Raw genomic sequence first — 18,903 nt, forward strand, 5'->3', positions numbered from 1 at the left:
ATTCGGGATCATGCTGCGGGCATGGACCCGAATCGTTCCTTTGGCGAAATGCCCCTGCCCCTGTTCGCCCCGGCCTCCGATGACGTGGCCATGGCGCCTCCCGCCCCGGCGGGCAAGGCCGCGCCCTCCTATCTGGCCGATCACCGGGCCCGCCTGCGGGACCGGTTCCTGCAGGGCGGCCCGGAGGCCATGCCCGATTACGAGGTGCTGGAACTGCTGTTGTTCCGCGCCATCCCGCGCCAGGACGTCAAGCCTCTGGCCCGCCGCCTGATCGAGATCTTCGGCGATTTCAACCGCGTGGTCACCGCCCCGCCCGTCCGTTTGCAGGCGGTGGACGGCGTCGGGCAAGCCGTCATCACCGAACTGAAGATCGTCGAGGCGGCGGCCCGGCGGCTGGCCCGCGCCCGGATCATGCACCGGCCCATCCTGTCCAGCTAGCAGTCGCTGCTGGATTACTGCCACACCGAGATGGCCCATCGCGAGATCGAGCAGTTCCGCGTGCTGTATCTGGACCGCAAGAACGTCCTGATCGCGGATGAGGAACTGGGCCGCGGCACGGTCGATCATGTGCCGGTCTATCCACGCGAGATCATCCGCCGCGCGCTGGAGGTGAACGCCTCGGCGCTGATCCTGGTCCACAACCACCCCTCGGGCGATCCCACGCCCTCGGACAGCGACATCTCGATGACCGCGCGCATCGCCCAGGCCGCCGACAGCATGGGAATCACCATCCACGACCACCTGATCATCGGCAAATCCCGCGAACTCAGCTTCCGCGCAGAGGGTCTGCTGTGATCCCTGCCCGTTCCCGCCCGGGGGGACGCGGCGCCATGCAGCCCTTGCATGGCGGGGCGGGGGGCCCTGCGTTGCCGGAATCAGACAGATGGGGCAAGACGCACCGGCCTGCGGCAGCTTATCATCTGGACTGACGGGGAATTGAGGGCTAGAACCGCCTCCGCGAAGGCTGCGTTCGGACGTGGCCCGGAATGTCGTATCGGCCTGCAGTTTTCGGCCCGAATTGGAGTATGACCCGTGTCCCACGCAGATGACCACGTAGGCACCCGGAGGGATTTCCTCTATTATGCCGCGGCGGGCGCAGGCACGGTGGCCGCAGGGGCCGCCGCCTGGACGCTTGTGAACCAGATGAACCCCTCGGCCGACGTCCAGGCCCTGGCCTCGATCCAGGTCGACGTCAGCGGCGTGGGCCCGGGATCGCAGATCACCGTGCTGTTCCTGGGCAAGCCCGTGTTCATCCGCCGCCGCACGCCTGAGGAAATCGAGGCCGGCCGCGCGGTCGAGCTGAACGAATTGCCCGACCAGAACGCCCAGAACCCCAACCTGCCCGATGTCGCGGCGCCCGCCACCGATGCGAACCGCGCGCTGGACGAGACCGGCGAATGGCTGGTCCAGATCGGCGTCTGCACCCATCTGGGCTGCGTGCCCATCGGAGACGGCGCCGGCGACTTCGGCGGCTGGTTCTGCCCCTGCCACGGCAGCCATTACGACACCGCAGGCCGGATCCGCCGGGGCCCCGCGCCCCAGAACATGCACATTCCGCTGGCGTCGTTCATCAACGACACCACCATCCAGCTGGGTTAAGGAGGGTTATCATGGCCGGAATTCCGCACGACCATTACGAGCCCAAGTCCGGGTTCGAGCGCTGGCTGCACCGCCGCCTGCCCGTGGCTGGGATCATGTACGACACGCTGATGATCCCCACGCCCAAGAACCTGAACTGGATGTGGATCTGGGGCATCGTCCTGGTCTTCTGCCTGGCGCTGCAGATCATCACCGGCATCGTCCTGGTGATGCATTACACGCCGCATGTGGACATGGCCTTCGCCAGCGTCGAACATATCATGCGCAACGTCAACGGCGGCTACATGCTGCGCTACATCCACATGAACGGCGCCTCGCTGTTCTTCGTGGCCGTCTATCTGCACATCTTCCGCAGCCTCTATTACGGCAGCTACAAGGCGCCGCGCGAGGTCACGTGGATCATCGGCATGCTGATCTACATCCTGATGATGGCCACCGCCTTCATGGGCTACGTGCTGCCCTGGGGCCAGATGTCCTTCTGGGGCGCGACCGTGATCACCGGCCTCTTCGGCGCGGTGCCGGGCGTGGGTGAGACGCTGCAGGCCTGGCTCTTGGGCGGACCGGCGGTCGGCAATGCGACGCTGAACCGCTTCTTCTCGCTGCACTACCTGCTGCCCTTCATCATCGCGGGCCTGGTGATCGTCCATATCTGGGCCTTCCACTCGACCGGCAACAACAACCCGACCGGCATCGAGGTGCGTCGCACCTCGAAGGAAGAGGCCGCCAAGGACACGCTGCCCTTCTGGCCCTATTTCGTCATGAAGGACCTGTTCGCACTGGCGCTGATCCTGGCGGTGTTCTTCGCCGTCGTCGGCTTCATGCCGAACTATCTCGGCCACCCCGACAACTATATCGAGGCGAACGCCCTGGCGACGCCCGCGCATATCGTGCCGGAATGGTACTTCCTGCCCTTCTACGCGATCCTGCGGGCCTTCGACGCCGAGGTGTGGCTGGTGCAGCTGGTCGACTTCGTGACCTTCGGCATCGTCGACGCCAAGTTCTTCGGCGTGCTGGCGATGTTCGGCGCGATCGTCGTGATGGCGCTGGCCCCTTGGCTGGACACCAGCCGCGTGCGCTCGGGTCGCTATCGCCCGCAGTTCAAGTGGTGGTTCTGGCTGCTGGCCGCCGATTTCGTGATCCTGACCTGGGTGGGCGCCATGCCGACCGAAGGCCCGTATCCCTATATCGCGCTGGCGGCCTCGGCCTACTGGTTCGGTTACTTCCTGATCATCCTGCCGCTGCTGGGTGTCATCGAGAAGCCGGATCCGATGCCCGCGACCATCGAGGAGGATTACAACGCACATTACTCGCCGAATACTGGTGGTACCAGTCTGACGCAGCCGGCCGAATGAGAGGACCCAAGATCATGCTGAAAGCTTTTGCGATCGCTGCCGTCACGGCACTTGGCCTGTCGGGTGCCGCGATGGCCGCAGGCGAGGGAGGCCATATCGAGGATGTGGACTTCTCGTTCGAGGGACCGTTCGGATCGTTCGACCAGTTCCAGCTGCAGCGCGGGCTGCAGGTCTATACCGAGGTCTGCTCGGCCTGCCACGGTCTGCGCTATGTGCCGATCCGCACGCTGAGCGATGACGGCGGCCCCGGCCTGCCCGAGGATCAGGTCCGCGCCTATGCCACCAGCCTGCTGCCCGTCTTCGACGAGAGCATCGGCGAGGAACGCGACCGCGAACTGACCGACCATTTCCCGACCGTGTCGGGCATGGGCATGGGTCCCGACCTGTCGCTGATGGCCAAGGCACGCGCCGGCTTCCATGGCCCCTACGGCCTGGGCATCAACCAGCTCGTGCGCGGCATGGGCGGCCCGGAATACATCCATGCCCTGCTGACCGGCTATACCGGCGTAGATCAGGAACAGGCGGGCACGCTGCTGCACGAGAACACCGCCTTCCCGGGCGGCTGGATCAGCATGGCGGCGCCCCTGTCGGACGATCAGGTCACCTTCGAGGACGGCACGCCCGCCACCGTGGACCAGATGTCGATGGACGTGGCCGCCTTCCTGATGTGGACGGCCGAACCCAAGCTGATGGACCGCAAGTCCGTGGGTCTGGTCGCCGTGCTGTTCCTGCTTGTGCTGACCGTGCTTCTGTATCTGGTCAACAAGCGCCTCTGGGCACCGCACAAGGGCAAGCCCCTGCACCGCTGATCGCCTCCGCGATCACATCTCACGCCTGACAGGACGCGCCCCGCACCGGGCGCGTCCTTTCGCATCTGGACAAGCCCGCCCGCCCCCGGTCACATGGCGCCCGGCATTGTGGAGGCGGATATGGCGATCTGGAACCTGGGCTCGATCAACATCGACCACGTCTATCACCTGGACAGCCTGCCCCGGCCCGGAGAGACGCTGGCCGCCCGCGCCTATGCGCAGGGTCTGGGCGGCAAGGGCGCGAACCAGTCGATTGCCGCCGCGCAAGCGGGGGCGGTGACGCATCACCTGGGGGCAGTGGGGATGGGTGACCCTTGGGTCACCGACCGGCTGGTGGCGGCGGGCGTCGATGTCTCGGGCATCGCGCGCCTGCCGGACGCGGCCACCGGCCATGCCGTGATCCTGCTGGACCGCGACGCCGAGAATGCCATCGTCATCCATCCCGGCGCGAATCGCGCCTTGGACGAGGGCACGCTGGTCCGCAGCCTGTCCGCGATGGCGCCTTCGGACACGCTGCTGATCCAGAACGAGACGAACGGTCAGGTCGTCGCCGCGCAGGCCGCGCAGGCGCGCGGCGCGCGGGTCGTCTATTCCGCCGCGCCCTTCGATCTGCCGGCAGTGCGCGCGGTGCTGCCGCATGTCACCATCCTGGCGATGAATGCGGGCGAGGCCGAACAGCTGTTCGCCGGCGTGCCGGGCGATCTGCCGGTGCAGGGCCTGCTGATCACGCGCGGCTCAGCGGGTGCCGAGTATCGCGACCTCGCGACGGGTCAGGTCCATCATCAGCCTGCGTTCCGGGTCGTCCCGGTCGATACCACCGCGGCGGGGGACACCTTTGCGGGCTATTTCGCGGCCGGGCTGGATGGTGGTGCCGACATTCCGGCGGCGCTGCGCCTGGCCTCGGCCGCCGCCGCGCTGAAGGTCACGCGGGCCGGCGCGGGCGATGCGATCCCGACCCGGGCCGAGGTCGAAGCCTTCCTGGCCGCTCAGCCCGCCTGATCCGGCCCGATCCGGCCCCGCACGCCGCCGGTCTGGGCGCGGTCCATCAGCAGGTGGTCCAGGATCACGCAGGCCGCCATCGCCTCGGCCACCGGCACGGCGCGGATGCCCACGCAGGGGTCGTGGCGGCCCTTGGTGATGACCTCGATCTCGTCGCCGCGCGTGGTGATCGACCGGCGCGGGGTGGTGATCGAGCTGGTGGGCTTGATCGAGAACCGCACCACGATGTCCTGCCCGGTCGAGATCCCGCCCAGGATGCCGCCCGCATGGTTCGACAGGAACTCGGGCCCGTCGGGCCCCATGCGGATCTCGTCGGCATTGGCCACGCCGGTCAGGGCGGCGGCCCCCATACCCTCGCCGATCTCGACACCCTTGACGGCGTTGATCGACATCATCGCGGCGGCCAGATCGGTGTCCAGCTTGGCATAGACCGGCGCGCCGAGGCCCGGCGGGCAGCCCTGCACCAGCACCTCGATCGCGGCGCCGACGCTGTTCTGATCCTTGCGGACGCCGTCCAGATAGTCCGACCAGGCCTGAACCGCGCCCGCATCGGGCAGGAAGAACGGGTTGCCGTCGATGGCCGACAGGTCGGTTCGCGCCCGGTCCAGATGCAGCGCGCCCATCTGCACCATGTAGCCGGTGATCGCCAGATCGGGGACCAGAGCGCCCAGCACCGCCTGCGCCACCGCGCCCGCCGCGACCCGCGCCGCCGTCTCGCGCGCGCTTGACCGGCCCCCGCCGCGCGGATCGCGCAGCCCGTATTTCAGGTGATAGGTGATGTCGGCATGGCCGGGGCGGAAGCTGGCGGCGATGTCGCCGTAATCCTTGGACCGCTGGTCGGTATTCTCGATCATCAGCTGGATGGGGGTGCCGGTGGTCATCCCCTCGTAGGTGCCGGACAGGATGCGGACCCGGTCCTCCTCGCGCCGCTGCGTCGTGTGCTTGGAGGTGCCGGGGCGGCGGCGGTCCATGAAGCGCTGGATGAACTCCTCGGACAGGGGCACGCCGGGGGGCACGCCGTCGACGGTCGCGCCAAGCGCGGGTCCGTGGCTTTCGCCCCAGGTGGTGAAGCGGAACGTGCGACCGAAGGTGTTGTGGCTCATCGGGAGGTCTCCTCGGTCAGGGATTTCAGCTCGTAGATCAGGTCCAGCGCCTCGCGGGGCGTCAGGGCATCGGGATGCACCGCTTTCATCCGCGCGTCCAGCGCCGAGGCTTTCGGCGCGGGTGGCGGCGGGGCGGTGCGAAACAGCGGCAGGTCGTCGATCAGCGCGGCGGGGCGGCTGGCGCCCTGCCGCTCGCCCTTTTCCAGCGCGTCCAGTACGGTGCGGGCGCGATCCACCACGCTGGCGGGCAGACCCGCCAGCCGTGCGACCTGCACGCCATAGCTGCGATCGGCGGCACCCTTGATGACCTCGTGCAGAAAGATCACCTCGCCCTCCCATTCGCGGACGGCGACGGTGGCGTTCTCGACCCCGTCCAGCTTGGCCGTCAGGGCGGTCATCTCGTGGTAATGGGTGGCGAAGAGGGCGCGGCAGCGGTTGGCCGCATGCAGATGCTCCATCACCGCCCAGGCAATCGACAGCCCGTCCCAGGTCGAGGTGCCGCGCCCGATCTCGTCCAGGATCACCAGCGCCCGGTCGTCGGCCTGATTGAGGATCGCGGCGGTTTCCACCATCTCGACCATGAAGGTCGACCGGCCCCGCGCCAGATCGTCTGCCGCGCCGACGCGGGAAAACAACTGGCTGACCAGACCGACATGGGCCGCGCGGGCGGGCACGAAGGCCCCGGCCTGCGCCAGCACCGCGATCAGCGCGTTCTGGCGCAGGAAGGTCGATTTGCCCGCCATGTTGGGACCGGTCAGCAGCCAGATCGCGGGCGTCGTGCCCGTCGTCAGGTCGCAGTCATTGGCCACGAAGCTGTCCGCCTTGCGCTTGAGCGCGCGTTCCACGACCGGATGCCGCCCGCCGGTGATCATGAACGCCCGGCTGTCATCGAGGCGCGGCCGCACCCAGCCCTCGCCCGAGGCCAGATCGGCGAAAGCGGCGGCCAGATCGATTTCGGCCAGCGCGCGGGCGGCCTGCCCGATGGGACCGGCGCCCTCCAGTACGGCGGCGCGCAGGCGGTCGAAGACGGCGCGCTCGATCTCCAGCACGCGGTCGCGGGCGTTCAGGATGCGGGTCTCCAGTTCGGACAGCTCGACCGTGGTGAAGCGGATCTGGTTCGCGGTGGTCTGGCGGTGGATGAAGGTCCGGCTCAACGGCTCGGTCCGCATGCGCTCGGCATGGGTGGCGGTCGTCTCGATGAAATAGCCCAGCACGTTGTTGTGCTTGATCTTGAGGCTGGGCACCCCGGCCAGCGCCGCATATTCGGCCTGCATCCCGGCGATGACGCCGCGCCCCTCGTCGCGCAGCCGCCGGGTCTGGTCGAGATCCTCGTCATGGCCCTCGGCCACGAAGCCGCCATCGCGGGCCAGCAAGGGCGGTTCGGCCACCAGCGCGGCGTCCAGCAGGTCGATCAGGTCCTCGTGGCCGGTCAGATCGGCGGCGGCCGCGCGCAGGATGTCAGGCGCGTCGTCGGGAAGGCGGGCGGCGATGGTCGCGCCTTGGGTCAGCCCGGCGCGGATCGCGGCCAGATCGCGCGGCCCGCCCCGGTCCAGGGCCAGCCGCGACAGGGCGCGGTCCATGTCGGGCACGCGGGCCAGGGCTGCGCGCAGGTCGGCCATCAGGCGCGGATCCCCGGCCAGCCCCGCCACCGCATCATGGCGCGCCTGGATCAGCGCCAGATCGCGGCTTGGCGCGCTGATGCGGCGTTCCAGCAGCCGCGCGCCCGGCGCGGTCACGGTGCGGTCGATGGCGGCCAGCAGCGACCCCTCGCGCCCGCCCGACAGCGCCTGCGTCAGTTCCAGATTGCGCCGGGTGGCCGCGTCGATCTGCATCGTGCCCCCGGCCTTTTCGCGGACCGGAGGGCGCAGCAGCGGCAGCTTGCCCTTTTGCGTCATGTCCAGATAATCGACGATGGCGCCCATGGCCGCCAGCTCGGGGCGGGAGAACTGGCCGAACCCGTCCAGCGTCTCGACGCCGTAGAGGGCGCAGAGCCGCCGCGTGCCCGCGCCGCTGTCGAAGGCGCCGGCATGCAGGTCGGTCAACGCGGCGCCCGCGTCAGTCACCAGCTCGTCCAGGCCCCTGTCGCAGGCCAGAACCTCGCGCGGGGCCAGACGCGCCAGTTCGGGCGCCAGCCGGGGCAGGGGGCAGTCCATGACCTGAAACGCCCCGGTCGAGATGTCGACCCAGGCCAAGGCGCCCTCGTCGCGGACCTGCGCGAAGGCGGCCAGATAGTTGTGGCGCCGCGCTTCCAGCAGGGATTCCTCGGTCAGGGTGCCGGGCGTCACAAGCCGCACCACATCGCGGGCGACCACGGACTTGGACCCGCGCTTGCGGGCCTCGGCGGGGTCCTCCATCTGCTCGGCGATGGCCACGCGGAACCCCTTGCGGATCAGCGTCAGCAGATAGCCCTCGGACGCATGGACCGGCACGCCGCACATGGGGATGGGCTGGCCCTCATGCGTGCCGCGCTTGGTCAGGGCGATGTCCAGTGCGCTGGCTGCGGCGACCGCGTCGTCGAAGAACATCTCGTAGAAATCGCCCATGCGATAGAACAGCAACGCGCCGGGATTGGCCGCGCGGATCGCCAGATATTGCGCCATCATGGGCGTCGGCGGGTCGTGGGGGTCCTGTGTCATGCCCGCCGTTCTAGCCGCTTGCGCGGGTCGGTGAAATGCCTACATTCAAGGGCACCTCGGGGCGCCCATACGGGCTGAGACGCGACAGCGGACCCGTTGAACCTGATCCGGCTAAGTCCGGCGGAGGGAAGGTGCGGCATGTCCCTTCTTTCACTGATGAAACAAGGAGGCAACATGAGGCTTTTCCTGATCCCCGCGCTGCTGCTGGCCGGTCCCGTGCTGGCGAATCCCGCCATCGCGCAGGACCGCGTGCTGACCGTCTATGCCAGCGATTACGTGGCCAGCGAATGGGGCCCCGGCCCGGCCATCGAAGAGGGCTTCGAGGCGATCTGTGATTGCGATCTGCAATTCGTGACCGGCGACATCCTGCCCCGCATCCTGATGGAGGGCGAGGGCACGCAGGCCGATATCGTCTTTGGCCTGAACACCGACATGACCGCGCGCGCCCGCGCATCCGGCCTCTTCGCGCCGCATGGGCAGGACACCTCGGACATGTCGCTGCCGGTGGCCTGGGAGGATGACGTCTTTCTGCCCTACAACTGGGGCGAGACGGCCTTCGTCTATGACACGACGCGGCTGGACAGCCCGCCCGCCAGCTTCGCCGAGCTGCTGGACGCGCCCGACGACCTGCGGATCGTGATCCAGGACCCGCGCAGCTCGGTCTCGGGGCTGGCGCTGCTGTTATGGGTCAAGCAGGTCTATGGCGAGGACGCCCCCGAAGCCTGGGCCAAGCTGGCGCCCAAGATCCTGACGGTGACGCGCGGCTGGTCGGAAAGCTATGGCATGTTCACCGATGGCGAGGCCGACATGGTGCTGTCCTACACCACCTCGCCCGCCTATCACATTGCCGCCGAGGACGACCTGACCAAGGTCGCGGCGATCTTTCCCGAAGGCCATTACTTCATGGCCGAGCTGGCAGCCCAGCTGGCCGGGACCGACCAGCCCGAACTGGCGCAGGCCTTCATGGACTGGATCCTGACGCCCGAGTTCCAGGCCACGATCCCGCTGGCCAACTGGTCGCTGCCCGCGAAACTGCCGCAGGCCGACTGGCCGCAGGTCATGCGCGATCTGCCGCGCCCCGCCACGACCCTGTTCTATGACGAGGATCAGGCCGAGGCGCTGCGCCAGCCGGCGCTGGACGAATGGCAGCGCGCGCTGCGCTAGGCGCGGGCCACGCCGTCGCGGCGGCGCTGGCCGCGCTGACCCTGGGGACGCTGGCCGCCGTGGCCTGGGGCGCGGGCGGGCTGTCGGCACTGACCGGATGGGACTGGCGTGCGGTCTGGTTCACCTGCTGGCAGGCGCTGCTGTCGGCCACCCTGTCCGCCGCCCTGGCCGTCCCGGTGGCCCGGGCACTGGCGCGGCGGCGCTTTGCCGGGCGCGGGCTGCTGGTCACGCTGCTGGGGGCGCCCTTCCTGCTGCCGGTGATCGTGGCGATCATGGGGCTGATCGCGGTCTTTGGTCGCAATGGCGCGCTGAACGGGGGGCTGGAGGCGGTGGGCCTGCCCCCGGTCGGCATCTATGGCTGGCAGGGCGTGATCCTGGCGCATGTGTTCTTCAACCTGCCGCTGTCGGTGCGGCTGATCCTGCAGGGCTGGCAGGCCATCCCGTCCGAGCGGTTCCGTCTGGCCGCCAGCCTGGATATCGCCCCCCGCGACATCTTCCGGCATCTGGAACGCCCGATGCTGCGCGCGGTCCTGCCGGGCGTCTGGCTGGCGGTGTTCCTGGTCTGCCTGACCTCGTTCACCGTCGCGCTGGCGCTTGGCGGCGGGCCGGGCGCCACCACGGTCGAGTTGGCCATCTATCAGGCGTTCCGCTTCGATTTCGACCTGGGCCGGGCGGCGGCGTTGGGGCTGGTGCAGATCGCGCTGTGCGTGGCGGCGCTGGCGCTGGCGCGGCGGATCGTCGTGCCGGCGGCCTTCGGTGCGGGCATGGATGCGGGGCCGGGCGTGACCGGACCGCCAGGCTGGCGCAGGGGCGCGGATGCGCTTGTGATCACGGGCGCGGCGGGGTTCCTGCTGTGGCCGCTGGTGGCGGTGATCGCCACCGGGCTGCCGCGCATCCCGGCGCTGCCGGGGGATGTCTGGGATGCAGTCTGGCGCTCGGTCTGGATGGCAGTGGTCTCGGCGCTGCTCTCGGCCTCGGCCTGTCTGGCGCTGGCGCTGGCCATCGCGCGGGGGGCGGGGCGATGGGTCGAGGGGGCGGGGATGCTGCCGCTGATCGCCTCGCCGCTGGTGCTGGGCACGGGGCTGTTCATTCTGCTGCGCGACGTGGCCAGCCCGCAGCAGATGGCCCTGCCGGTGACGGTGGCGATCAACGCGGCCATGGCGCTGCCCTTTGGGCTGCGGGCGCTGATCCCGGCGGCGCAGGCGCTGCAGGCGGATTACGGGCGGCTGGCGGCCGCGCTGGACCTGCGGGGCTGGGCACGGCTACGCTATCTGGTGCTGCCCCGGCTGGCCCGGCCCTTGGGTTTCGGGGCGGGGCTGGCGGCGGCGCTGGCGATGGGCGATCTGGGCGTGATCACCCTCTTTGCCGGCGACCAGCCGACCCTGCCCTTGAAGCTGTACCAACTGATGAACAGCTATCGGATGGAGGATGCCGCCGCCTGCGCCGTGCTGCTGATGGGCATCAGCTTTGCGCTGTTCTGGCTGTTCGACCGGGGAGGGCGCCTTGACGCTTGAGTTTCGCGACATCGTCCTGCGGCAGGACGACTTCACCCTGAGCGCCGATCTGACGGTGCCGCCGGGGCGCCATGCGGTGATCGGCGCCTCGGGGTCCGGCAAATCGACGCTGCTGTCGCTGATCGCGGGGTTTCTGGCGCCGTCGCAGGGGCGGCTGCTGTGGCAGGGGCAGGACATCACCGACATGGCGCCGGGGCGGCGTCCGGTCTCGATCCTGTTCCAGACCCACAACCTGTTTCCGCATCTGAGCGTGCGGCAGAATTTGGGGATGGGACTGCGCCCCGATCTGCGGCTGGACCGGGCGCAATGGCAGCGGGTCGCGCAGGCGCTGGATCAGGTCGGGCTGGAGGGCCTGCAGGACCGCCGCCCCGGCGCGCTGTCGGGCGGCCAGCAGGGCCGCGTCGCACTGGCCCGGGTGCTGCTGCGCGCCCGGCCCCTGCTGCTGCTGGACGAGCCCTTCGCGGCGCTCGGCCCCGCGCTGAAGGCCGAGATGCTGGCCCTGCTGGCGCAGATCGCCCACGGCACGACGGTGCTGATGGTGACGCATGATCCCGCGGATGCCCGGGTCTTCGCCCCCGACACGCTGCTGGTCGATGACGGCCGCGTGCATCCGCCCCAACCCACCGGCGCGCTGCTGGACGATCCGCCGCCCGGCCTGCGCGCCTATCTGGGCTGAGGCCGGGCCGTTCGCTCGGGCTGGCGCCCGAGCCCCAGACGATTCCTCAGACGATCCACAGCCGGATCAGCCAGGCCACCGTGCCGATGACGGCGACACTGGCCAGCCAGATGGCCACGAACCAGGCCATCCGGGACAGGCCGCGCGGCATCAGTGATACCCCTCGTTCGGGTCCATCTTGCCGCGGAACACCCAGTAGGAATAGGCCGTATAGGCCAGGATGGTCGGCACCAGCACCGCCGCGCCCACCAGCATGAAGATCTGGCTGTTGCGCGGGGCGGCGGCCTCCCAGATCGTGATCTGGGTGGGCACGATATAGGGGAACATCGAATAGCCGAGGCCCGCGAAGGCCAGGATGAACATGCCCAGGGCGAAGAGGAACGGCCAGTAGTCGTGATGCTTGACCATCAGCGTGCGGAACATGCCGAAGGCCAGGGCCAGCACCGCCGCGCCGACGCCTGCCGCCAGGACGATGTTCCAGCCTCCGAACCAGCGGCTGTAATAGCCGTCCTGCAGGAACGGCGTCCACAGGCTGACCAGACCCATGAAGCCCACGGTCACCACGCCCAGCATCCAGGCCCGGCGGCGCATGCGCGCCTGCAGCGGGCCTTCGGTCTTCATCACCAGCCAGGTCGCGCCCAGCAGCATGTAGCCGACCATGACCGCCGCGCCCACGGTCAGCGAGAACGGCGTCAGCCAGTCCCACCAGCCGCCGGCATAGCTGCGCGCGGGCTTGTCGATGGTGATGCCCTGCAGCAGGGCGCCAAGCGCGATCCCCTGCGTCAGCGCCGCCATCGCCGAGCCGCCGATGAAGGCCAGATCCCAGACCCGCCGCCAGCGCTTGGTGCGCCAGCGGAACTCGAAGGCGACGCCGCGAAAGATCAGGGCCAGCAGCATGGCCATGATCGGCGCATAGATCGCCGGCAGGATCAGCGCATAGGCCAGCGGAAAGGCCGCGAACAGCCCGCCGCCGCCCAGCACCAGCCAGGTCTCGTTGCCGTCCCAGACCGGCGCGACCGAGTTCATCATCAGGTCGCGGTCATCGCTTTCGGGCTCGGCGGCGAAGAGCATGCCTAGGCCGAGGTCGAACCCGTCCAGCACCACATAGACCAGCACCGCGAAGGCGATGACAAAGGCCCAGATGACCGTGAGGTCGAAGGAAACGCCGTCTGCGATGGGCATGTTTACTCTCCGGGGTGGGGGTTGCGGGTGGGGTGCTGCTGGGCGGGCGTGGTGCCCGCCGTGCGCGTCGGGCTGTTGGTGACGTCCTTGAGGCTGGCCTCGCCGCTGGCGGGGGCACGGTTCATCAGACGCATGATGTAGTAGGTGCCCGCCCCGAAGACCGCGAAATAGACGATGATGAAGGCGATCAGGGATGTTCCGACCGCGGCCGCATCCAGGGGCGCCGCGCTGTCGGCGGTGCGCAGATAGCCGTAGACGGTGAAGGGCTGGCGCCCGACCTCGGTGGTGATCCACCCGGCCAGCACCGCGATCAGCCCCGAGGGTGCCATGGCCAGCGCGGCGCGGTGCAGCATCGGGCTGTCGAACAGAGTGCCCCGGAACCGCGCCCAGGACGACCACAGCCCGATCGCCAGCATCGCGAAGCCAAGCGCGACCATGACCCGGAAGGACCAGAAGACGATCGCCACGGGCGGCTGATCCTCGCGCGGGATGGTGTCGAGCCCCGCCAGCGGCGCGTTCAGGTCGTGCTTGAGGATCAGCGAGGACAGCTTGGGGATGCCGATGGCATAGTCCAGACGCTGCTCCTCCTGATTGGGGATGCCGAACAGATAGAGCGGCGCGCCGGCCTCGTGGCTTTCGAAATGCCCCTCCATCGCCATGACCTTGGCGGGCTGGTGTTCCAGCGTGTTGATGCCGTGGAAATCGCCCAGCACGATCTGGACGGGGGCAAAGATCGCCGCCATCCACATCGCCATCGAGAACATCGTGCGCGTGGCCGGGCTGACCTTGTCGCGGCGGTGGCGGTGGCGCAGCAGGTGCAGCGCCGCCACGCCGCCGACGATGAAGGCGGTGGTCAGATAGGCCGCCGTGACCGTGTGCATCAGGCGATAGGGGAAGGACGGGTTGAAGATCACCTGCCAGAAGTCGGTGGGCAGGAACTGACCGGTGACGGCGTCGATCTCGAACCCTGCGGGGGTGTGCATCCAGCTGTTCACCGACAGGATCCAGAAGGCCGACATGGCCGTGCCGCCCGCGACCGCCAGGCAGGCGATCATGTGCAGGGTCGGGCCGACGCGGTCGCGCCCGAACAGCATGATCCCCAGGAACCCCGCCTCGAGGAAGAAGGCCGACAGCACCTCATAGGCCATGGGCGCGCCGATGACCGGGCCCGCCTTGTCGGAAAAGACCGACCAGTTGGTGCCGAACTGATAGGACATGACGATGCCCGAGACGACGCCCATGGCGAAGGCCAGGGCGAAGATCTTGACCCAATAGCGGAACAGATCCAGGTACTTGTGATCCTTGGTCCACAGCCACAGCCCGTTCAGCACGGCCAGGAAGCTGGCCAGGCCGATGGTGAAGGCCGGGAACAGGAAATGGAAGCTGACGGTGAAGGCGAATTGGATGCGGGCCAGAAGAATGGCGTCTGCGTTGTCGAACATCTCGGACCTTTCGCGGCGCGGTCTGCCCGCCCGGGCAGAAGACCGGCACGGGCAGAAGAGCCCTCCTGCGCGGCGACAGGACCGGCAGGACACGTTTTGCAATTGCGACGAATGTCGCGTGTGGGGGCAGCCTTTGCAAGTGCGCCAACGTCGCATGTCGGGCGGGCGGCAGAGTCCTGCAGCGGGGGTGCGGGCCGGATCGGATCGGGATCGCAGCCGCTCTCGCGGGAAACCAGCCGAGACGGGGGGCGCATCATGCCCGCTGGTCAGAACGCGGCGGCCGGGATATCCTGCCTGTGCGGGACGGACCCGTGCCTGCCGCAGACCGGGACCGCCGCCATGAGCCAGACCCTCGCTTGCCCTGTCCCGCCCATGCCCTTGGCAGGTGCCTGAACCTCCATGACGCCCGCTCCGGCTGAGTCCCACGGCATCGTCTCTGGCCCGGTGCGACGGATGCTGGCCATCGTCGCGGTGCTGGCGCTGGTGCTGATGTCGGCCTGGCTGCCGTCGCGGCCCATGGCGCTGCCGGGCAGCCTTTTGCCCAGCCATGATCAGCTGAGCGACACCGCCCTCCTGACCGGTCTGGCCGTGCTGGAGCGTCCGGCCGCACCCTCGCTGCCCAAGAGCGCCGCGCCGGACTTTGGCGATTCGCGGGCCGTGCCGGGGGGCGGGGTGCCTCGCGCCGCACATCCTGTGCAGTCATCCGCCACGGCGCCCCTGTCGGGAACGCCCCGCCCGGCGACACAGTCCCGGGCACCCCCGACACCTGCAGGATGACGGCCACCGGACAGCGCACCGCGTCTGTCCGCCAGGACATCTTCTGCAAGGACATCGATATGGACAATGACCAACGGGACCTCGGGTCCCCTCCCGCGCCGATGGGCAGCGGCCTGACCACCCTGCTGCATTGGGCGATCTTCTTGGGGCTGATGACCGCCCTGATCGGCGGCGCGGCCATCCTGTTCTAGGATCGCAGGAACTCCGGGCAGCGCCGATGTGGCGCCGCCCGGGACCGGGGCGTCAGCCCTTCAGGATCGCGGCAAGCTCGGCCTGCTTGGCCTTCACCAGCGCGGCGTCGCCATCGGCCTCGACGTTCAGGCGGACGACCGGCTCGGTGTTCGACTTGCGCAGGTTGAAGCGCCAGCTGCCGAAATCCAGCGATACGCCATCCAGATCGTCGCGGCTGTCCGATTGCGGCTCATAGGTCTCGATCAGGCGGGCGATGGCGGCGTCAGGATCCTCGATCGTGTAGTTCGTCTCGCCCGAGGACGGGTACAGCCGCATCCGCTCCTCCAGCAGCTCGGCCAGGGTCTTGCCCTTGCGCGAGAGCAGCTCGATCATCAGCAGCCACGGGATCATGCCGCTGTCGCAATAGTAGAAGTCGCGGAAATAGTGATGCGCCGACATCTCGCCGCCATAGATCGCGCTGACATCGCGCATCTTGCGCTTGATGAAGGCGTGGCCGGTCTTGCTGACCACGGCCTCGCCGCCCGCTTCCGCGATCATCGCGCGGGTGTTCATGATGACGCGGGGGTCATGCACGACCTTCTCGCCCGGCGACTTCTCCAGGAAGGCCGCGCCCAGCAGGCCGACGATGTATTCGCCGGGAATGAAGCGGCCATTCTCGTCGAAGAAGAAGCAGCGGTCGAAATCGCCGTCCCAGGCCACGCCCAGATCGGCCTTTTCCTCGACCATCTTCGCGACGGTGGGGGGCTGGTTCTCGTCCAGCAGCGGGTTGGGTATGCCGTTCGGAAAGCTTGAATCGACATCATGGTGCATGCGCACGAAGGTCAGCGGCGCGCCGCGACGCTGAAGCTCGGCGGCGATGGCGTCGAAGGTCGGGCCCGCGGTGCCGTTCCCGGCATTCACCACGATCTTCATCGGCTTCAGCGCGGCCACGTCGACGAAATCGGCCATGCGGCTGGCATATTCGGCCCGGGCATGGCTGAAATCGCTGACGCTGCCCTTGGTGGTCGGGGAGAACGCGCCCGAGGTCGCCAGTTCGATGATCGGCGGCAGTTCCGTCGCCGGATCCAGCGGGGCGGAACCGCGGCCCACGATCTTCATGCCATTGTAGTTGATCGGGTTGTGCGAGGCCGTGACCTCGATCCCGCCATCGGTGTCCTGGTTCCCGGTATGGAAATACACCTCCTCGGTGCCGGCAAGGCCCAGATCCAGCACGTCGGCGCCGCCATCGGTCAGCCCCTCGATCAGGGCCGCCGCCAGCTCGGGCGAGGATTCGCGGCTGTCGCGGCCCACGACCACGCGCTTGGCCGACCGGGCCTGCGCGAAGGCGCGGCCGATGCGATAGGCCACGTCGGGGTCAAGGTTCTTGCCCAGCTCGCCCCGCACGTCATAGGCTTTGAAGCAGGTGATCTCGCGCCTGCCCAGCTGATCTGGTCCGTTCATCCGGTATTCTCCGAGGTTGACTTGCCAAATCGCTAACAGGTTCGGTTCAGAATTCAAGGGATACCCCGGCCCTGCACCCTTGGACCGGGGTGACGCCCCCCACAAGACCCGGTATGCCAAGGCGCATTCCGGCAAGGAGACCGACATGGATGCCAAGGCCCTGATCACCGCCTATTACGATGCCTTCAACGCGGGCGAGACCGAGCGCATGCTGGACATGCTGCACCCGCATGTCGAGCATCACGTCAACGAGGGGCAGGTCCGCAAGGGCCGCGACCAGTTCGCCGCCTTCACCGAGCACATGACCGTCAGCTATCGCGAGACGCTGACCGACATCGTCGTCATGGCCACCGAGGCGGGCGACCGCGCGGCGGCGGAATTCGTGGTGAACGGCACCTATCTGAAGACCGACGAGGGCCTGCCCGAGGCCAATGGCCAGGCCTATCGCCTGCCGGCGGGGGCCTTCTTCACGATCGAGGACGGGCTGATCTCGCGCGTGACGACCTATTACAACCTGGCCGACTGGACGCGACAGGTCGGCGGATGACCGTCACCACCCGCGTCCTGACCGGAGACGACCTGGCCGCAGCCCTGCCCGATGTGGCGCGGCTGCGCATCGACGTGTTCCGCGACTGGCCCTATCTCTATGACGGGGACGCGGATTACGAACGCGACTACCTGCGGGCCTATCAGTCGCCGGGCGCGGTGGTGGTCGCGGCGCTGGATGGCGACCGGATCGTGGGGGCCGCCACGGGCGCCCCCATGACCGACCACGCCGCCGATTTCGGCGATGCCTTCGCGGATCGCCCCGAGGCCCTGTCCGACATCTTCTACTGCGCCGAATCGGTGCTGCTGCGGGCCTATCGGGGCCACGGGCTGGGCCATGCCTTCTTCGACGCGCGCGAGGATCACGCCCGCGCCCTGGGCGCCCGGTTCAGCGCCTTCTGCAGCGTGATCCGGCCCCAGACCCATCCGATGCGGCCCGCCGAATACTGGCCCCTGGATGCGTTCTGGCAAAGGCGGGGCTATGCGCCGCTGCCCGGCGTCACGGCCTCCTTCGCGTGGAAGGATCTGGGCGAGGCCGCTGAGACCGAGAAATCGCTGCAATTCTGGATGAAGCCGCTGTGAGGATCGCCGCCGCCGCCTATCCGATCGACTGGTTCGACGATTTCGCCGCCTACGCGGCCAAGCTGACCCGATGGGTCGAGACGGCCGAGGCCGACCTGCTGGTCTTTCCCGAATATGGCGCGATGGAGCTGGCCTCGCTTGGCGGCCGCGCCATCGCCGCCGATCTGGAGGCCGGGCTGCACGAGGTCGCCCGCCACGGACCCGCCGTCGAGGCGCTGCATCTGCGGTTGGCGGCGGCGCAGGGATGCCACATCCTGGGCGCCTCGGGGCCGGTCTTCGACGGCCCGCGCCCGGTGAACCGCGCGGTGCTGTATGGCCCGGAGGGACGGATCGGGCATCAGGACAAGCAGATCATGACACGCTTCGAGCGCGAGCACTGGGACGTGACCGGCGCGCCGGGGCTGCGGATCTTCGACACCGCGCTTGGGCGGATGGGCGTGCTGATCTGCTATGACAGCGAATTTCCCCTGCTGGGCCGCGTGCTGGCCGAGGCCGGGGCCCAGATCTTGCTGGTGCCCAGTTGCACCGACACGGTGGCGGGGTTCAATCGGGTGCGGATCGGCGCCATGGCCCGGGCGCTGGAAAGCCAATGCGTCGTGGTCCACGCCCCCACGGTGGGCGCCTGCGACTGGCTGCCCGCGCTGGACGAGAACCGGGGCCGCGCCGCGATCTATGGCCCGCCCGACGGCTTCTGGCCGGAAACCGGCATCATCGCCCAAGGCGAGATGGACGCGCCGGGCTGGGTCCGGGCCCAAGTTGACCTGTCGCGGGTCCGCGACAGCCGCCGCGACGGGGCCGTTCTGCCCTATGCGCACTGGCCCGAACAGGAAAACTGCCGTCTGGTGTGACATTCGCGCACGAACTGGCGTCAAGCGAACCGAATCCATCTT

Annotated in this window: 18 protein-coding genes, 1 pseudogene and 1 riboswitch; of the genes and pseudogenes, 13 read left to right on the forward strand and 6 right to left on the reverse strand. The window is 68.7% G+C overall.

Features of this window, described 5'->3' with window-relative positions:
- The first annotated feature begins 21 nt into the window (after positions 1-21).
- The 5 genes and pseudogenes from radC to FA743_RS03280 all read left to right on the forward strand — a co-directional run bounded on the left by radC (position 22) and on the right by FA743_RS03280 (position 4,759).
- Positions 22-795, forward strand: a pseudogene (radC, locus tag FA743_RS03260) (RadC family protein).
- A 237-nt stretch (positions 796-1,032) separates the two neighbouring features.
- Entirely contained in the window at positions 1,033-1,599 is a 567-nt protein-coding gene (gene petA / locus FA743_RS03265) for a ubiquinol-cytochrome c reductase iron-sulfur subunit (protein ID WP_136884460.1), read from the forward strand.
- An 11-nt stretch (positions 1,600-1,610) separates the two neighbouring features.
- Positions 1,611-2,951, forward strand: coding sequence for a cytochrome b (gene petB / locus FA743_RS03270; RefSeq protein ID WP_136884461.1), 1,341 nt, complete (start codon positions 1,611-1,613; stop codon positions 2,949-2,951).
- Positions 2,952-2,965: 14 nt separating this feature from the next.
- On the forward strand, positions 2,966-3,760 hold the full coding sequence (locus FA743_RS03275; protein WP_136884462.1) for a cytochrome c1: 795 nt from the start codon (positions 2,966-2,968) through the stop codon (positions 3,758-3,760).
- A 120-nt stretch (positions 3,761-3,880) separates the two neighbouring features.
- Positions 3,881-4,759, forward strand: a complete 879-nt coding sequence (locus tag FA743_RS03280) for a ribokinase (protein ID WP_136884709.1) — start codon at positions 3,881-3,883, stop codon at positions 4,757-4,759.
- On the opposite strand, the gene aroC is transcribed toward FA743_RS03280, so the two are convergent.
- Complete coding sequence (gene aroC / locus FA743_RS03285; RefSeq protein WP_136884463.1) at positions 4,747-5,862, reverse strand: chorismate synthase; 1,116 nt, start codon at positions 5,860-5,862, stop codon at positions 4,747-4,749. The two genes, FA743_RS03280 and aroC, sit on opposite strands and share 13 nt — an antisense overlap.
- The gene (mutS, locus tag FA743_RS03290) at positions 5,859-8,498 is read right to left on the reverse strand and encodes a DNA mismatch repair protein MutS (RefSeq protein ID WP_169308753.1); all 2,640 of its coding nucleotides are present in this window, start codon (positions 8,496-8,498) and stop codon (positions 5,859-5,861) included. The genes aroC and mutS overlap by 4 nt, the downstream gene beginning before the upstream one ends.
- 47 nt (positions 8,499-8,545) lie before the next feature.
- Positions 8,546-8,644, forward strand: a riboswitch (TPP riboswitch).
- A 28-nt stretch (positions 8,645-8,672) separates the two neighbouring features.
- Between mutS and FA743_RS03295 the strand changes: the two genes are divergently transcribed.
- Genes FA743_RS03295 through FA743_RS03305 form a run of 3 tightly spaced genes read left to right on the forward strand, consistent with a single transcriptional unit; the run spans position 8,673 to position 11,852 of the window.
- Positions 8,673-9,662 (forward strand): thiamine ABC transporter substrate-binding protein, encoded by a 990-nt coding sequence (locus FA743_RS03295; protein ID WP_136884464.1) that lies wholly within the window; start codon positions 8,673-8,675, stop codon positions 9,660-9,662.
- A complete protein-coding gene (locus FA743_RS03300) occupies positions 9,641-11,176 on the forward strand; it encodes an ABC transporter permease family protein (RefSeq protein WP_136884465.1) in 1,536 nt (511 codons plus the stop codon). Before FA743_RS03295 ends, FA743_RS03300 begins: the two co-directional genes overlap by 22 nt.
- The gene (locus tag FA743_RS03305) at positions 11,166-11,852 is read left to right on the forward strand and encodes a thiamine ABC transporter ATP-binding protein (protein ID WP_246054816.1); all 687 of its coding nucleotides are present in this window, start codon (positions 11,166-11,168) and stop codon (positions 11,850-11,852) included. The genes FA743_RS03300 and FA743_RS03305 overlap by 11 nt, the downstream gene beginning before the upstream one ends.
- Positions 11,853-11,898: 46 nt before the next feature.
- Here the strand turns inward: FA743_RS03305 and FA743_RS03310 are convergent, their stop codons facing one another.
- From FA743_RS03310 to FA743_RS03320, 3 genes are read right to left on the reverse strand one after another with little or no spacing between them, the layout of a single operon-like run.
- Positions 11,899-12,003: a DUF2474 family protein gene (locus tag FA743_RS03310; protein ID WP_136884467.1), complete on the reverse strand. Its 105-nt coding sequence runs from the start codon at positions 12,001-12,003 to the stop codon at positions 11,899-11,901.
- Complete coding sequence (cydB, locus tag FA743_RS03315) at positions 12,003-13,034, reverse strand: cytochrome d ubiquinol oxidase subunit II (protein ID WP_136884468.1); 1,032 nt, start codon at positions 13,032-13,034, stop codon at positions 12,003-12,005. Before cydB ends, FA743_RS03310 begins: the two co-directional genes overlap by 1 nt.
- Positions 13,035-13,036: 2 nt before the next feature.
- A complete protein-coding gene (locus FA743_RS03320) occupies positions 13,037-14,476 on the reverse strand; it encodes a cytochrome ubiquinol oxidase subunit I (protein WP_136884469.1) in 1,440 nt (479 codons plus the stop codon).
- 399 nt (positions 14,477-14,875) lie between these two features.
- Between FA743_RS03320 and FA743_RS03325 the strand changes: the two genes are divergently transcribed.
- Positions 14,876-15,253, forward strand: a complete 378-nt coding sequence (locus FA743_RS03325; protein WP_136884470.1) for a hypothetical protein — start codon at positions 14,876-14,878, stop codon at positions 15,251-15,253.
- Positions 15,254-15,312: 59 nt separating this feature from the next.
- Complete coding sequence (locus FA743_RS20775; RefSeq protein ID WP_281281760.1) at positions 15,313-15,444, forward strand: hypothetical protein; 132 nt, start codon at positions 15,313-15,315, stop codon at positions 15,442-15,444.
- 52 nt (positions 15,445-15,496) lie between these two features.
- Here the strand turns inward: FA743_RS20775 and FA743_RS03330 are convergent, their stop codons facing one another.
- Positions 15,497-16,885: a phosphohexomutase domain-containing protein gene (locus tag FA743_RS03330; protein WP_136884471.1), complete on the reverse strand. Its 1,389-nt coding sequence runs from the start codon at positions 16,883-16,885 to the stop codon at positions 15,497-15,499.
- Positions 16,886-17,030: 145 nt separating this feature from the next.
- Between FA743_RS03330 and FA743_RS03335 the strand changes: the two genes are divergently transcribed.
- Genes FA743_RS03335 through FA743_RS03345 form a run of 3 tightly spaced genes read left to right on the forward strand, consistent with a single transcriptional unit; the run spans position 17,031 to position 18,861 of the window.
- Positions 17,031-17,432, forward strand: a complete 402-nt coding sequence (locus FA743_RS03335; protein WP_136884472.1) for a ketosteroid isomerase-related protein — start codon at positions 17,031-17,033, stop codon at positions 17,430-17,432.
- Positions 17,429-18,013: a GNAT family N-acetyltransferase gene (locus FA743_RS03340; RefSeq protein ID WP_136884473.1), complete on the forward strand. Its 585-nt coding sequence runs from the start codon at positions 17,429-17,431 to the stop codon at positions 18,011-18,013. Before FA743_RS03335 ends, FA743_RS03340 begins: the two co-directional genes overlap by 4 nt.
- On the forward strand, positions 18,010-18,861 hold the full coding sequence (locus FA743_RS03345; protein ID WP_136884474.1) for a carbon-nitrogen hydrolase family protein: 852 nt from the start codon (positions 18,010-18,012) through the stop codon (positions 18,859-18,861). Before FA743_RS03340 ends, FA743_RS03345 begins: the two co-directional genes overlap by 4 nt.
- Positions 18,862-18,903 lie beyond the last annotated feature (42 nt).

Source organism: Paracoccus gahaiensis (assembly GCF_005048225.1).
GTDB lineage: Bacteria > Pseudomonadota > Alphaproteobacteria > Rhodobacterales > Rhodobacteraceae > Paracoccus > Paracoccus gahaiensis.

Coding starts and splice junctions, on each gene's coding strand:
- petB (WP_136884461.1), top strand. CDS start 1,611: ATGGCCGGAATTCCGCACGACCATTACGAGCCCAAGTCCGGGTTCGAG.
- FA743_RS03275 (WP_136884462.1), top strand. CDS start 2,966: ATGCTGAAAGCTTTTGCGATCGCTGCCGTCACGGCACTTGGCCTGTCG.
- FA743_RS03280 (WP_136884709.1), top strand. CDS start 3,881: ATGGCGATCTGGAACCTGGGCTCGATCAACATCGACCACGTCTATCAC.
- aroC (WP_136884463.1), bottom strand. CDS start 5,862: ATGAGCCACAACACCTTCGGTCGCACGTTCCGCTTCACCACCTGGGGC.
- mutS (WP_169308753.1), bottom strand. CDS start 8,498: ATGACACAGGACCCCCACGACCCGCCGACGCCCATGATGGCGCAATAT.
- FA743_RS03295 (WP_136884464.1), top strand. CDS start 8,673: ATGAGGCTTTTCCTGATCCCCGCGCTGCTGCTGGCCGGTCCCGTGCTG.
- FA743_RS03300 (WP_136884465.1), top strand. CDS start 9,641: ATGGCAGCGCGCGCTGCGCTAGGCGCGGGCCACGCCGTCGCGGCGGCG.
- FA743_RS03310 (WP_136884467.1), bottom strand. CDS start 12,003: ATGCCGCGCGGCCTGTCCCGGATGGCCTGGTTCGTGGCCATCTGGCTG.
- cydB (WP_136884468.1), bottom strand. CDS start 13,034: ATGCCCATCGCAGACGGCGTTTCCTTCGACCTCACGGTCATCTGGGCC.
- FA743_RS03320 (WP_136884469.1), bottom strand. CDS start 14,476: ATGTTCGACAACGCAGACGCCATTCTTCTGGCCCGCATCCAATTCGCC.
- FA743_RS03325 (WP_136884470.1), top strand. CDS start 14,876: ATGACGCCCGCTCCGGCTGAGTCCCACGGCATCGTCTCTGGCCCGGTG.
- FA743_RS20775 (WP_281281760.1), top strand. CDS start 15,313: ATGGACAATGACCAACGGGACCTCGGGTCCCCTCCCGCGCCGATGGGC.
- FA743_RS03330 (WP_136884471.1), bottom strand. CDS start 16,885: ATGAACGGACCAGATCAGCTGGGCAGGCGCGAGATCACCTGCTTCAAA.
- FA743_RS03335 (WP_136884472.1), top strand. CDS start 17,031: ATGGATGCCAAGGCCCTGATCACCGCCTATTACGATGCCTTCAACGCG.
- FA743_RS03340 (WP_136884473.1), top strand. CDS start 17,429: ATGACCGTCACCACCCGCGTCCTGACCGGAGACGACCTGGCCGCAGCC.